Raw genomic sequence first — 14,413 nt, 5'->3', positions numbered from 1 at the left:
TTTCAGAGCGTCTTAAGTTCTGGAATCATATTCCATAGGTTTTGTCGCTTCTCATTTACCTGCTGGAGCAGTTTTACACCCAGTGAGGTAAGCTTGAAAATTCGCTTTCTTCGACCACCCCTTTGTGCTGTCGCTCCACCGTAGGAAGAGGTCACATAACCTTTATCCTCCAGTCTATAGAGTGTTACATGCACCGCGCTTAGGTTAACCGATCTGTCCATTCTTAATTTGATCTCTTGAACTATGTTGATGCCATAGGCTTCATCTTTCAATAGCGCACAAGTGAGCATTACAAGCTCTTCAAACTCACCTAAATAGCTTCCTTTCATTTATATATATTTTGTCAAACTAATATAACTATATACTTTGTAAAAGAAATGATTTCTACTAAGAGACCACTGATAATGTGGAGGGTTGCATTAGTATTTCAAAACCTCTTTGAGCTTGCCATGGCCACTGCGGCTTACAGGCAATTGGCTTCCTGTTTTAAGAGATAGGAGGTAAGAGTCTTTTTCGTAAAGCTCGAGCTTCTCGATTTGCTTTACATTGACAATGTGTGATCTATGAATTCGCACAAATTCTCCTTGAGGCAGTCGGTTTTCCAAATGCTTCATCCGAAGCAGCTTTAGGAACTTACCTTGCTCAGAGTGGATGGCAACATAGTCATCTTGTGCCTCAAAGTGAGAGATGCTTTCCAGCGGAAGGATCTGGATTTTGTTGCCTGTTTTCACCACAATTCTATCCAGCGACTCGTCACTTTCCGAGCGCGTTTCTTGCAGCGTTTCTAACTCCGCTTTTGCAGCTCCTTGAGTGCCTATTTTGCCTTTCGCCTTTTCTACCGCTTCATCAAACCGTTGCTCGGCATAAGGTTTTAGTAGATAGTCGGTCGCATTCAGTTCAAATGCTTTGATCGCATATTGGTCAAATGCGGTGCTGAAGATTACAACAGGCGGTTCGTCTAATAATTCCAGCATTTCAAAGCCTGTGATTTTCGGCATTTGTACATCTAGAAAAATCAGATCGGGTTTGTGTTCTTGAATGGCCTTTAAGCCTTGAAAGCCATCACCACATTCGGCAATGATTTCTATCTCGCTAAATTTTTGGAGATAGGCCTTGATCAGGTCTCTGGCTAAACTTTCATCATCGATGATAATGGCTCGGATCATAGGTCAGTGGCAATTTGAGGAATGTCCAATCGAACAGTGAATAAGTTATCAGTCTTATCAGTAAATACCAATTGAGGGACACCATAAATGAGACGAAGGCGTTCCCCTACATTCTTAAGGCCAATGCCCTTTCCTTTTTTCCCGGTCGCCTTTGGGTCGAATTGATTAGAAACTTCAACCCTCAGAAGGTTCTGGTCTTGCCAGGCCTTCAACTTAACGGTCACCTGCTCTAGACTTTCATAGATCCCATGCTTAATCGCATTTTCGAATAGTGGTTGCAATATCAGGTTGGGAAGTTTCAACTGTAGCGATTCCTTGCTGATATCGGTTTCAACAGAAAGGCGATCACCAAAACGGACCTTTTCAATATCGAGATAGAGCATGATATTATTGAGCTCATCTTCCATCGTATTCATTTGATCATTTTCCTTACCCAAAGAATACCTTAGAAACTCAGATAGTTTGATGACCATATTACGAGCCTTTTCAGGGGAGACTATGGTGAGCGATGCAATGGAGTTAAGACTATTGAAGATAAAGTGAGGATTAATCTGAGACTTCAGCATCTCCAATTCAGAGCTTTTAAGCATAGTCTCTAGTTGAGATCGCTCCGTATTTTTTTGATTGAGATCATCATAATAGAGAATCAAGTAGTACACCAAAATGATAATGGAATAGTACATCAGCCCCAAAGCAGAACGCCAAGGGATGGATTGATTAAGAAATAATACGTATTCTTCATCTGCCGAAACTCTTGTCAGGATACTTTTCGATAAGAAAATGGCTAAAGCAATCGAGATCACCAAGGCCGCTATATGACTGACCGCGAGGTTTAGAATTTGGGACTTTTCAAAAGAGTTGTATCTAACATTGAACCAGTAAGCCAAGCCTAGACCAAAGAAGATGCCATTGAAAACGATACTATCTAGAGCGGCAATTTTAGCTTCGAAATCATAGAAGTAATAAAGGGCAAAAGCGAAAAGGCCTCCAATCACCAACCAGATGATGGAATAAATGATAATGCTTCTATTTCGGATAAAGGGGTGGTCCATAAAAAAATCCGCGCCAGGCGGAAATTACAAAAATCTTTGAGCAAAAAGTTGGGAGTTCCAATTTGAAACTCCCTAAATCCAAATCTATTATTTAACCTCTCCGCCTCCGAAAAGAACTAATCCTTTAATGACCAATTCTTTGCCGTCATTGGCATCGTTCTCGTTAATGACTTTTCGCTCGTCAGAGAATGCTCCAAAAATTGCGGTTACTTTCACTTTTACATTCATATCTGAAGGAACTCTAATATCGCAACCACCGAACAAAATAAATACATCCAATACGTTCGTGCCCCAGGCTAAATCAGCGTTTACTAAGTTTAAATCTGTTCCTCCAAATATTGAAGTGAGTTTACCTCCTTTGAATTCTTTTGAATAAACCTTACGTTCTGCCCCTGAGAAGATTCCCATCTCATCGACATGATCGTTGTCGTTTTCAATATTTTTTTTTTCGTAATCGTTACCTCTGTTTCGCTTTAAAATCAGTGATAAACCAATTCCTACAAAGGCCAGTGGCCATAATCTAAAGATGTCTTCGATGTAAAAATCCCAGTAATAATAGTCTGACATTCTATCCACAAGAAATATCGAACCGATAATGATGAGTGTGATTCCTGCACCTACTTTTTCTCTAACAGTGGCTAAGAACACACCGAGGATAATCAAGAAGGTATACCAGCGGAATACGTAATCTGGTAAATCGAAATTGAAGATATCCAGGTTGTCGAACGTCAGAAGCAAGCCTATAATAAGGAAAGCTGCTCCTACAAATATTCGTCTGTTCATTTTATTTTCCATGACTGTTAGTTTTAAGCGTTGTTCTATTTTGAGTTTTGACTTTGGGCTTATTGAGGGACCAACCTCAAGACCAAATGTTGTTTGTTGTTTTTGACTACTCAAATGTACGGGGTCTTAGGGTCTTCGGGGTTCGGCAAATCGGTAAACGAACGCCACAGTTCGGTAAATGATCAGGCGGTTCGACAGAAGTTTTTGGAGATATGGCACCTATCGGTGAATAACCTTGTTTTTCTTTTAGTATCAGGCCTTCAATGCCTAATTTTGGCCTGCTGAAAAACATCTCATTCACATGGAATACAGAATAGAAAAGGATACGATGGGCGATGTTAAAGTGCCCGCTGACAAATATTGGGGTGCTCAGACCGAGCGATCTAGAAACAACTTTAAAATTGGCCCGGAAAGTAGTATGCCACTGGAAGTGGTTTACGGATTTGCCTACCTGAAGAAGGCCGCGGCACACACCAATTGTGATCTTGGTGTATTGGCAGCTGAGAAAAGAGATCTAATCTCTGCGGTTTGTGATGAGATTTTGGAAGGAAAACTGGATGATCAGTTTCCTTTGGTTATATGGCAGACCGGTTCAGGCACACAGTCCAACATGAATGTGAATGAGGTGGTGGCTAACCGCGCCCATGTGATTGCTGGAAATAAACTAGGAGAAGGGGAGCGTTTTATTCATCCGAATGATGATGTCAACAAGTCTCAGTCGTCAAATGATACTTTTCCAACAGGGATGCACATCGCTGCATATAAGATGGTGTTAGAAACCACCATTCCAGGGATTGAGCAATTAAGAGACACGCTGAAAGCGAAATCAGAAGCCTTCATGAAAGTGGTAAAAATTGGACGTACCCACTTAATGGATGCCACGCCACTGACTCTGGGTCAGGAGTTTTCAGGATACGTATCACAGTTAGATCATGGCTTGAAAGCACTGAGAAATACCCTGGACCACCTTTCTGAGCTAGCGCTGGGCGGTACAGCCGTGGGAACAGGCATCAATACACCTGAAGGATATGCAGAGCATGTTGCCAAAAAGATTGCAGACTTCACGGGACTTCCTTTTGTGTCAGCCGAAAACAAATTCGAGGCATTGGCCGCACACGATGCTTTGGTTGAGACACATGGTGCGCTAAAGCAGATAGCGGTTTCGTTGAATAAGATTGCCAATGATATTAGAATGTTGGCCTCTGGTCCCAGATCTGGTATTGGAGAGATCATCATTCCATCTAATGAACCAGGCTCTTCGATTATGCCAGGTAAGGTAAACCCTACACAATGTGAGGCAATGACTATGGTTTGTGCTCAGGTAATGGGTAATGATGTGGCTGTTTCTGTTGGAGGAGCACAAGGACATTATGAACTGAATGTATTCAAGCCAGTAATGGCCTACAATGTATTACAGTCAGCGAGATTAATTGGTGATGCTTGCGTGTCGTTTGAAGAAAATTGCGCCATTGGTATAGAACCAAATACCAAAAGTATACAGCAACACCTGAATAACTCGTTGATGTTGGTAACTGCGTTGAATACCAAGATTGGATACGAAAAAGCGGCCAAAATCGCCAAAACTGCACATGAAAATGGTACGACTCTGAAGGAGGAAGCGGTGAATTTAGGTTACCTTACTGCAGACGAGTTTGACGAATGGGTAAGGCCTGAGGATATGATAGGTAGTTTGAAAAGCTGACCTTATTGTCCTAAATTGTACTTAGAATTAATAATTACTCGATGAAATCTCAGAAAGTATTTTTGACACTCTTGCTTGGAATTTTTGTCGCTTCAGTGGCTTTGGCACAAACGACAGAAGGCAGACCGCTTACAAAGAAGGAGTTGAAGGAGTGGGCAAAGCGCAAGAAGAAGATGTCTATTGAAGACTTCAAATTGCTTTATGATGAGAATGTGACCCAAAAAGCGAAGATCGCTAGTATTGAAGGTGAAATTCAAAACCTCGAACGTCAGGTGTCTACCAAAGATGATCGAGTGAGCGACCTTCAAAAGCAGGTTACTAGAATGCAGGCGGCATATCAGGCAGCACAACGGGAAATCGAAAACCTTAAAGATCAGTCAATCACCCCAGTTTATAACCCAGAGTTGATCAATGGGGAGGACTTTAGTGTTGGGGTCGTCTTTAAGGTGCAAGTAGGTGCTTTTAGAAAAATTGATTTGGCCAAGTACGCAGAAACCGCCAAGGATTTTGATCAGGAGGGTAACGAACTAAGGAAGTACATTATCGGAAATTTTAGAAATTACGATGACGCCAATATTCTCAAGCGTTACTTGAGAGAAATGGGTGTTGAAGATGCGTGGATAGTGCCTTATCGTGATGGTAAGAGAGTTCCACTAAAAGAAGTTATTGCCATTGAGAAGGTGTCTAACAACTAAGTTGTAATCATATTATAGGGGGCAGTGCCTTAATAGGGTACTGCCTTTTTTATGCCTTATAAAAGGAGGATTTTTTAATTTTATCTAATGCAGAAGCGGTGGTTATTTGAAGAAGAATATAATGAGGCAGTGACTGACCTTTTGCAAGAAGAAGTTAAGGTTAGCCCTACCATTGCCAAGCTCCTTTCCCAAAGAGGGATAACTTCTTTTGACGAAGCCAGATCTTTCTTTAGACCCTCCCTTGACCAACTCCATGATCCATTTCTCATGAAGGATATGGACAAAGCGGTAAATCGCTTAACCGATGCGATCGGCAATGATGAAAAAATATTGGTCTATGGGGATTATGATGTCGATGGGACCACTTCTGTCGCCATTTTCTACGGATTTCTAAATGCTTTCTACGATCAACTGGGCTATTATATTCCTGATCGGTATAAGGAGGGTTATGGTGTTTCTGCCGAGGGCATTCAGTTTGCCAAGGATAATGGTTACTCACTGATCGTAACATTGGATTGTGGAATCAAGGCAATGGATAAGGTCGAAATGGCCAATGATCTTGGCATCGATGTGATTATTTGTGACCACCATATGCCAGCGGATAACTTGCCTGCCGCCTATGCTGTTTTAGACCCAAAGCGAAAGGATTGTGGTTATCCTTATAAGGAACTCTCAGGTTGTGGAGTCGGCTTTAAGCTACTGCAGGGTTTTAGCATACAATCGGGAATAGAACCGGAGGTGGCTTATGAATTCCTAGATCTCTTGGCTGTAAGTATTGCCTCTGATATTGTACCGATAACTGGTGAGAATCGGATCATGGCCTACTTTGGTCTTAAGAAGCTCAACAGTAAACCTCGGCCAGGGCTCAAAGCCCTGATAGAACTAAATAAAGTCCAGAAAAACCTCACCATTTCGAGCATCGTCTTCGGAATTGGTCCAAGAATCAACGCTTCCGGTAGAATGGGTCATGCTGGTTCTGCAGTAGAGCTCTTGTTGGCAGAAACCGAGGAGGCTGCGGTAGAGTTGGCCAATACTGTAAATGACAAAAACGAGGCAAGAAGAGATTTTGACAGCTCTATTACTGAGGAAGCCATTGCAATGATTCATTCCGATGAGGGTTTTGATCAGGCGAAGTCAACAGTATTATATAAGCAAGACTGGCATAAAGGGGTCATAGGTATCGTAGCTTCGAGATGTATTGATAAGTTCTATAAGCCAACGGTAATTCTTACTGAGTCCAACGATATGGTGACGGGTTCTGCCCGGTCCGTAATGGGATTTGATGTCTATGAGGCCATTTGCGAATGTTCCGATTTGCTGGAACAGTATGGTGGCCACATGTACGCAGCAGGAGTGACCATGCCCATTGACAATGTCGAAGCTTTTAAAGAAAGGTTTGAGGAAGTGGTGGCAAGAAAGATCACGGACGATCAATTGATTCCTTGTTTGAAGATAGATTCCTTAATGAGATTGGAAGAAATAGACCAACGCTTTTACAATATTATCACTCAAATGGCTCCTTTTGGTCCTCAAAACATGCAACCCGTGTTTGTTTCTGAGCATGTCTATGCAACAAATGTTAAAGTTTTAAAAGAACAGCATCTAAAGTTCATTGTGAGGCAAGAAGGTACGAATGTTGCTTATGATGTGATCGGCTTTGGCTTTGGGGAGTACTCTGATCTGATAGACAGCGGCATGCGGTTTCATATCGCTTATACCGTAGAGGAAAATGAATTTAGAGGACATAAATCACTTCAACTCTTCATCAAAGACATCAAATTTGATTGATTAAACTATTTTTGCCTCGATGAAATTATCTGCAGACAATCTGGTAAAGACTTACAAGAAGAGAAAAGTTGTAAACGAAGTCTCCGTTGAAGTGAATCAAGGGGAGATCGTTGGTCTTTTAGGTCCAAATGGTGCAGGTAAAACCACGACTTTCTATATGATCGTTGGCTTAGTAAGACCCAATGAAGGCACTGTTAAGCTCGAAGGGGAGGATATCACACCTTTGCCAATGTTCAAACGAGCGCAACTGGGTATTGGCTATTTGGCACAAGAACCATCAGTGTTTCGAAAGCTGACTGTTGAGCAAAATATCTTGGCCGTGCTGGAAATGACTAAGCTTTCCAAGAAAGAGCAGCGTGAAAAAATGGAGTCTTTATTAGAAGAGTTCAGTTTGACACATGTTAGAAAGAACCTTGGACGAGTGCTTTCAGGGGGAGAACGGAGAAGAACAGAAATCGCAAGGGCTCTGTCGGTTGATCCGAAATTCGTTTTGTTGGATGAACCTTTCGCAGGAGTAGATCCGATCGCGGTGGAAGAAATTCAATCCATCGTTGCTAAGCTAAAAGACCGAAATATTGGTATCTTAATCACCGATCATAATGTACAAGAGACACTTTCCATTACCGATCGTGCTTATTTGATGTTCGAAGGCAAGCTGTTAAAGGCTGGTACGGCTGAAGAGTTGGCGGCAGACGAGCAAGTAAGAAAAGTATATCTCGGAAAGCATTTTGAGCTGAAACGCAAAATCTAGTCCATTGGCTATTCTGAATTCCATACTTACCTGGGTCATGAAGAAACGCATGCACCAGATTGATTTATTCATGAAGTATCCTCATGAAGTTCAGGAAGAGCTATTCAAAAGATTAATCACCACGGGTAGAAATACTGAGTTTGGAAGAACACATGGCTTTGCCGATGTGCATACCGAAGAACAATTCAGAAGAATGATCCCCATTTCGTCCTATGAGGATATTTGCCCATACATAGAACGTAACATGGCAGGGGAACAGAACCTACTTTGGCCCTCAGATGTAAAATGGTTCGCCAAGTCTTCTGGTACTACAAATGCGAGGAGCAAATTTATTCCTGTTTCATATGAAGCACTGGAAGAATGCCACTTTAAAGGCGGGAAAGACATGCTTTCCATCTATTGCAACAATTTCCCTGAGACCAAAATGTTTGATGGAAAAGGCCTAACCATAGGTGGAAGTCAGCAGATCAACCAGTTTGACAGTAACCATGAGTCGTTCTATGGGGATGTTTCTGCCGTGATTATGTCTAATCTACCCTATTGGACCAAGTTTGTGAGAACCCCAACCTTGGATATCGCCCTGATGGAAGAATGGGAGTCTAAGATTGATAAAATGGCGGAGTATACTATGCAGGAAAATGTGACGAGCATTTCAGGTGTACCAACCTGGACTATCATTCTTTTACAAAAGGTCCTTGAGCTTAAGGGTGCGAGTCATATCCATGAAGTATGGCCAAATCTGGAAGTGTTTTTTCATGGCGCAGTGGCTTTTGGACCTTATAAGAGCCTGTTCAAAAGCTTAATCCCTTCGGACCAAATGCGTTATATGGAAACCTATAATGCTTCGGAAGGTTTTTTTGGCATTCAGTATGATCCATCCGCAGATGATATGCTATTGATGCTGGATTATGGAATCTATTATGAGTTTATCCCATTTGCAGAAATTCATAAAGAAGCACCAAAAGTTATCGGACTCAATGAGGTGGTCAAAGGAGAACAATACGCATTATTGATTTCCACCAATGCCGGATTATGGCGCTATAAGATTGGCGATACAGTTCAATTTACCTCGACTGACCCATTTAGGATTAAGATTTCTGGTAGAACCAAGCATTTCATCAATGCCTTTGGAGAAGAAGTAGTAGTCGAAAATGCGGAAAGAGCAATAGCCGAAGCCTGCGAAAAGACCGGAGCTCAGATCAATAACTTCACGGCAGCTCCAAAGTATTTCGATAAAGACGAAAATGCTGCACATGAATGGATCGTAGAGTTTGAGAAGGATCCTGACGACTTGAACCGTTTTACAATAGCACTTGATGAGACTTTGAGAAGCATCAATTCCGACTATGATGCTAAGCGGTATAAAGATATGGCCCTATCCGCTCCTATTTTACACAAGGCAGCACCTGGTACCTTTTACCAGTGGATGCGCAAAAGAGGAAAGCTGGGAGGTCAGCATAAGGTGCCTCGCTTGTCCAACTCAAGAGAATACCTTGATGATATTCTTAATCTCATTGAGGTCAAATCTTAACTCTCTTAGACTAAATATATAAGGTAAGGCTGAATCGAATTTTTGTTGTACAAACACAAATTGTTCTCTTTGAGCACAAAATTGAAAATTGTACTTTTCTAATGTGTCTCTCGAGCCAATACAATGAAGTGAATTCAGAGTTAAAGCTAAGTTAACCAGATGTTAGAACGCGATGTATGTTCTTAATATTTATGTAACAGCTTATATATCTGACTTTAATGGTATTTGGTTACCATGACTGGCCCTGATTGAGTGCTTCAGAGCTGTATTTTTTGTGAAACTTTTTTTGAAAAAAAATTAAACAATTTGATAAGAAAGTAGATGCGCTTGAAATGAAGTTTTTAGACAAAAAAAAGAATCAATTTTTTGATCTACTTTTTTTCCACAATTTTGGATTTTTATCCACACAAATCACCTAATTCAATATAACTCTCTGATTTACAGAAAATTAAATAGAGATACTTCTTGTTGATTTTTGTTGATAACTATTTTTCTTTTTAGCGCAAAGAGAAATATTGAAATCTTTTGTAAGATGCCTCTAGGGCTAAAATTTGGGGGTTTAAGAGCCCATTTCTTTTTGTTGGCGCTTCAATTTTGTTCTGTAGGTATTGAAAATTCTAGACTTGGAAACGATACCCAAATATTGACCTTTGTCAATCACGGGTAAATTCCAGGCGCCAGTCTTTTCGAATTTGCTCATAACTTCTTGCATATGATCCTCTGGACAGACTGTTTCAGGAGGTCTATGCATCAATGTTTCAACAATTACACTTTTTTGAGATTCTGGGTCAAACATGATCTCCCTAATGTCATCAAGTGTGATTATGCCTTTTAAGGCGTTTTCCTCGTCAACTACAGGGAAGATATTGCGCTTTGATTTTTTCACAAGGGCAACCAGCTCTTCCAAATTTTGCTGAGGCTGGATGGTCAGCAAGTCTTTTTCTAGGAGCTTAGAAATATTCATCAAGCTGAGTAGTTGCTTATCCTTATCATGCTGAATCAGATCTCCAGACTCAATTAGTTTGGCAGTATAGAAGGAGTGTTTCTGAAAATAGCTGTTGGTACTAAATGCCACTGCCGATACTAACATGAGTGGAAGAAAAAGCGTGTAGCCGCTGGTGATTTCCGCAATCAAGAATATTGCTGTTAAGGGTGCGTGTAATACTCCACTCATTACTCCGCACATACCTACCAAGGTAAAATTACTAACAGAGAGTGTGCGACCTAAATCCAGAAGGTTATTTACTTGGGCAAAAAGAAAACCAGTGATGCCACCAATGAAAAGAGATGGTGCGAAGATTCCACCATTGCCACCAGCTCCTATGGTCAGCCCTGTTGCAATAGGTTTTAACAAAAGAACTATAAAAGCTAGGCCCACTAACAACCATTCGTCAGATACATTTGCAAAGAACTGACTATTGCTTAATACCTCGGTACCCTGGCCATTTAGAATGAGCTTAATAGTGTCGTAGCCTTCTCCATACAAAGGGTTGAAAAACAACATCAACACCCCGAGACCAAGTCCTCCTATCACAGCCTTGACGATAGGTTGCTTTATCTTGGACATGATTCTCTCGGCAAATTGAGTGGTATTAGAGAAGTAATAGGAAACAAGGCCGCAAATACCGCCCAATATCAGGTAGAAGATGAAATCTCTAGTGAGAAACGGATCCTTCAAATCGAAGGAAAACAAGACATCATCACCTAGCAATAGCATTGATACTAAAGACCCAATTACAGACGCTATGAGTAATGGAATGAAGGCCGCTATCGTGACATCCGTTAGAATTACTTCTATACTAAAGATCACGCCAGCAACAGGGGAGTTAAAAATACCAGATATTGCTGCGGCAGCACCACAGCCAATCATCAAGGTCCTTTGCTTATAGTTCAGGTGCATCAACCGGCCGATATTGGAGCCGATAGCAGAGCCCGTTACTACAATGGGAGCCTCAAGCCCGACAGACCCCCCAAAACCTACGGTAAGGCCTGAAGTGAGCATGCGGCTGTACATTTTTGTTCTGCTAATAATGCTCGACTTCTTAGAAATTGCATAGAGGATTGTGGTGATTCCATGTCCTAAACGCTCTTTGAGAAGATAGTTTGCTAGTAGGGCGGTTATTAAAATGCCGACTACAGGGAAGAAAATATAAATAAACGAATCGCTCAACCCGGTCAGAGAATGCTGAATGAAGTGAACAACACTCTTTAATGTCACTGCTGCAAAGCCACCAATGACACCGATAAGCCCACCAAGAATGATCACAAAATTCTTAGTACGAATATGGCGTATCCGCCAAATCAGAAACTTACCTAAGAGCTTTTTGAAATTCATTTTAACGTTTTGGCCTTTTCCCAATACTCGTCCATTTCCTCGAGGCTCATATCACTGATGGATTTACCGTCTTTTTTGGACTCTTCTTCCAAATATTGAAATCTCTTAATGAATTTGAGGTTGGTTCTTTCTAGTGCCTCTTCAGGGTCAATATCGATAAATCGAGAATAGTTGACCAGAGAAAACAGAAGGTCTCCGAACTCTCCCATGGCCTTTTGTTTGTCGATCGTATCGTCTTTGGCTACGTTGAACTCATTTTTGAATTCTTGCATTTCTTCCTCGACCTTTTCCCAAACCTGCTCCTTTTTCTCCCAATCAAAACCAATGCCTCTGGCCTTATCTTGAATTCGAATTGCTTTCACTAGAGCTGGCAGAGAATTTGGTACTCCTCCTAAAACCGATTTGTTGCCTTTTTCCTTTAGCTTAATCTTCTCCCAATTCGCTTTTACAGCCTCTTCGTCATTTGCTTCCACATCTCCATAAATGTGTGGATGTCTGTGTACTAGCTTATCACTAATGGCATTCAACGCATCTGCCACGTCAAAAGCCTTCTTTTCGTCCGCGATTTTGGAATAGAAAACCATATGTAGCATAAGGTCACCTATTTCCTTTTTTACTTCATCGAGGTTTTCGGTGAGGATAGCATCAGATAACTCGTAAGTCTCTTCAATGGTCAGATGGCGGATGCTCTCCAGTGTTTGCTTCTTGTCCCAAGGACAGTTCAAACGCAATTCATCCATAATAGTCAAAAGCCTATCGAAGGCCTCGAGCTTTTCCTTTCTGCGTAAATCTTTTGGAGGTTGAATCATCTGTTTTTCCTTTCCAGAAACTTATGGGGCAAAGGTAGCGTTATGAAATCAAGTATGTTAAATTTGCCACAAATTAGTCTGTCATGACCACATTAATATTGACATTAGTTTTAGTAGGGCTGTTTTTTGTAGGGATGTCTGTGCGTTTGATTCTTCTTAAAAATGGCGAATTCAAAGGTACATGCGCTTCCCAAAGCCCATTTCTCAACAAAGAAGGCGTGCGCTGTGGGTTTTGCGGCAAGGACATGAAAGAAGGAGAGACCTGCGGGAACCCTGACAATGAAGTAGATAAGGTGCTCGCACAGTTCAAATAGCCTTCTGTTTCTCACAATTTTTTCAACACATTTTATTAAAGTGTTTCTACACTTGTTTTGCTACTTTTGCATCTGAAATTAAGACAGGTAGCTAGTGACATTAATTAAATCAATTTCAGGTATTCGAGGAACAATTGGTGGCAAGGTCGATGAGGCGTTGACACCGATAGATGCAGTAAAATTTGCAGCCGCTTTTGGTACTTGGGTCAAAGAGAAATCGGGTAAATCAAAGATCGTTATTGGACGAGACGCTCGTCCATCCGGAGAAATGATCTCAAACTTGGTGACTTCAACACTTATCGGTTTAGGTATTGATGTTTTGGATCTTGGGTTATCAACCACTCCAACAGTGGAAGTAGCCGTTCCCGCTGAAGAAGCAGGTGGAGGTATCATACTGACAGCAAGTCATAATCCTGTACAATGGAATGCTTTAAAGTTATTGAACGAAAAAGGAGAATTCATTAGTGGAGCCGATGGTCAAGAGGTGCTTGAATTGGCAAAAAATGACTCATTTGACTTTGCTGAAGTAAAAGATTTAGGGAAAGTCACCTTTGATAATACTTATATCGCTAAGCACATTGATATGGTTTTGGATCTGCCATTGGTCGATGTGGAAGCCATCAAAGCAGCGAATTTCAGAGTGGTGATTGACTGTGTCAATTCTACCGGAGGAATCTCACTCCCTCCGCTTCTTAAGGCGCTTGGAGTAAGTCATGTAGAGGAGTTATACTGTGAACCTAATGGTCAGTTTCCGCATAATCCGGAGCCACTTCCGGAGCATTTAACAAAAATTTCTTCAACGCTAGAAAATGGAAGCTTTGACCTTGGTATTGTGGTAGATCCGGATGTCGATAGGTTAGCATTTGTTTCGGAAGATGGCACGCCTTTCGGAGAGGAATACACGCTTGTAGCTGTTGCTGATTATGTGTTGTCACAGACATTGGGTAACACGGTGTCCAACCTTTCTTCCACGAGAGCGCTTAGAGATGTCACTGAAAAGCATGGGGCTACCTATGAGGCTGCAGCCGTTGGTGAAGTGAATGTAGTCACTAAAATGAAGAATACTAATGCGGTGATTGGTGGTGAAGGAAACGGAGGAATTATTTATCCTGAATTACACTATGGACGAGATGCCTTAGTTGGGATTGCCTTGTTTTTGACGCATTTGGCAAAATTTGGGCAGCCTATTTCCAGGCTAAGAGCTTCATACCCTAACTACCATATCTCTAAAAATAAGATTGATCTATCACCAGAAATTGATGTTGATAACGTGCTTTCCACAATGGAGGAAAAGTATAAAAACCAGCCAGTCAATACGATAGATGGAGTGAAAATAGAATTTGACAAGGAATGGGTACATTTGAGGAAGTCAAATACTGAGCCGATCATTAGAATATATGCGGAGTCTGAATCTCAGGCAACGGCTGAACATTTGGCGAACAAAATAATATCTGACATAAAGGAAATTGTGTCCAATTAATATTTCA

General features: G+C 41.3%; 13 protein-coding genes. 7 read left to right on the top strand and 6 right to left on the bottom strand.

Annotated elements, in window-relative coordinates:
- Positions 1 to 2: 2 nt before the first annotated feature.
- From BFP97_RS14415 to BFP97_RS14400, 4 genes are all read right to left on the bottom strand, one after another.
- Entirely contained in the window at positions 3 to 329 is a 327-nt protein-coding gene (locus tag BFP97_RS14415) for a PadR family transcriptional regulator (RefSeq protein ID WP_069843097.1), read from the bottom strand.
- A 90-nt stretch (positions 330 to 419) separates the two neighbouring features.
- Positions 420 to 1,166, bottom strand: coding sequence for a LytR/AlgR family response regulator transcription factor (locus tag BFP97_RS14410; protein WP_069843096.1), 747 nt, complete (start codon positions 1,164 to 1,166; stop codon positions 420 to 422).
- Positions 1,163 to 2,218, bottom strand: a complete 1,056-nt coding sequence (locus tag BFP97_RS14405; RefSeq protein ID WP_069843095.1) for a sensor histidine kinase — start codon at positions 2,216 to 2,218, stop codon at positions 1,163 to 1,165. The genes BFP97_RS14410 and BFP97_RS14405 overlap by 4 nt, the downstream gene beginning before the upstream one ends.
- 87 nt (positions 2,219 to 2,305) lie before the next feature.
- Complete coding sequence (locus BFP97_RS14400) at positions 2,306 to 3,013, bottom strand: LiaF transmembrane domain-containing protein (RefSeq protein ID WP_139135314.1); 708 nt, start codon at positions 3,011 to 3,013, stop codon at positions 2,306 to 2,308.
- Between the two features lie 289 nt (positions 3,014 to 3,302).
- On the opposite strand from BFP97_RS14400, the gene fumC reads away from it, so the two are divergent.
- The 5 genes from fumC to BFP97_RS14375 all read left to right on the top strand — a co-directional run bounded on the left by fumC (position 3,303) and on the right by BFP97_RS14375 (position 9,468).
- Complete coding sequence (gene fumC, locus BFP97_RS14395; protein ID WP_069843093.1) at positions 3,303 to 4,703, top strand: class II fumarate hydratase; 1,401 nt, start codon at positions 3,303 to 3,305, stop codon at positions 4,701 to 4,703.
- Positions 4,704 to 4,744: 41 nt separating this feature from the next.
- Positions 4,745 to 5,398 (top strand): hypothetical protein, encoded by a 654-nt coding sequence (locus BFP97_RS14390; RefSeq protein ID WP_069843092.1) that lies wholly within the window; start codon positions 4,745 to 4,747, stop codon positions 5,396 to 5,398.
- An 87-nt stretch (positions 5,399 to 5,485) separates the two neighbouring features.
- Positions 5,486 to 7,186 (top strand): single-stranded-DNA-specific exonuclease RecJ, encoded by a 1,701-nt coding sequence (gene recJ, locus BFP97_RS14385; protein ID WP_069843091.1) that lies wholly within the window; start codon positions 5,486 to 5,488, stop codon positions 7,184 to 7,186.
- A gap of 19 nt (positions 7,187 to 7,205) precedes the next feature.
- Complete coding sequence (gene lptB, locus BFP97_RS14380) at positions 7,206 to 7,937, top strand: LPS export ABC transporter ATP-binding protein (RefSeq protein WP_069843090.1); 732 nt, start codon at positions 7,206 to 7,208, stop codon at positions 7,935 to 7,937.
- A gap of 4 nt (positions 7,938 to 7,941) precedes the next feature.
- Complete coding sequence (locus BFP97_RS14375) at positions 7,942 to 9,468, top strand: GH3 auxin-responsive promoter family protein (protein ID WP_069843089.1); 1,527 nt, start codon at positions 7,942 to 7,944, stop codon at positions 9,466 to 9,468.
- 559 nt (positions 9,469 to 10,027) lie between these two features.
- Here BFP97_RS14375 and BFP97_RS14370 read toward each other — a convergent pair.
- Both BFP97_RS14370 and mazG read right to left on the bottom strand, forming a co-directional pair.
- Positions 10,028 to 11,803, bottom strand: a complete 1,776-nt coding sequence (locus BFP97_RS14370) for a chloride channel protein (RefSeq protein ID WP_069843088.1) — start codon at positions 11,801 to 11,803, stop codon at positions 10,028 to 10,030.
- A complete protein-coding gene (gene mazG, locus BFP97_RS14365; RefSeq protein ID WP_069843087.1) occupies positions 11,800 to 12,612 on the bottom strand; it encodes a nucleoside triphosphate pyrophosphohydrolase in 813 nt (270 codons plus the stop codon). The genes BFP97_RS14370 and mazG overlap by 4 nt, the downstream gene beginning before the upstream one ends.
- A gap of 83 nt (positions 12,613 to 12,695) precedes the next feature.
- Here mazG and BFP97_RS14360 point away from each other — a divergent pair, with 83 nt between their 5' ends.
- Together BFP97_RS14360 and glmM are read left to right on the top strand one after the other, a co-directional pair.
- Complete coding sequence (locus BFP97_RS14360; RefSeq protein ID WP_069843086.1) at positions 12,696 to 12,926, top strand: hypothetical protein; 231 nt, start codon at positions 12,696 to 12,698, stop codon at positions 12,924 to 12,926.
- Positions 12,927 to 13,020: 94 nt separating this feature from the next.
- Positions 13,021 to 14,406, top strand: coding sequence for a phosphoglucosamine mutase (gene glmM, locus BFP97_RS14355; RefSeq protein WP_069843085.1), 1,386 nt, complete (start codon positions 13,021 to 13,023; stop codon positions 14,404 to 14,406).
- Positions 14,407 to 14,413 lie beyond the last annotated feature (7 nt).

Source organism: Roseivirga sp. 4D4, assembly GCF_001747095.1.
Classification (GTDB): domain Bacteria; phylum Bacteroidota; class Bacteroidia; order Cytophagales; family Cyclobacteriaceae; genus Roseivirga.
The sequence above is the reverse complement of the archived record's forward strand: the minus strand, read 5'-3'. Positions and strand labels throughout refer to the sequence as shown.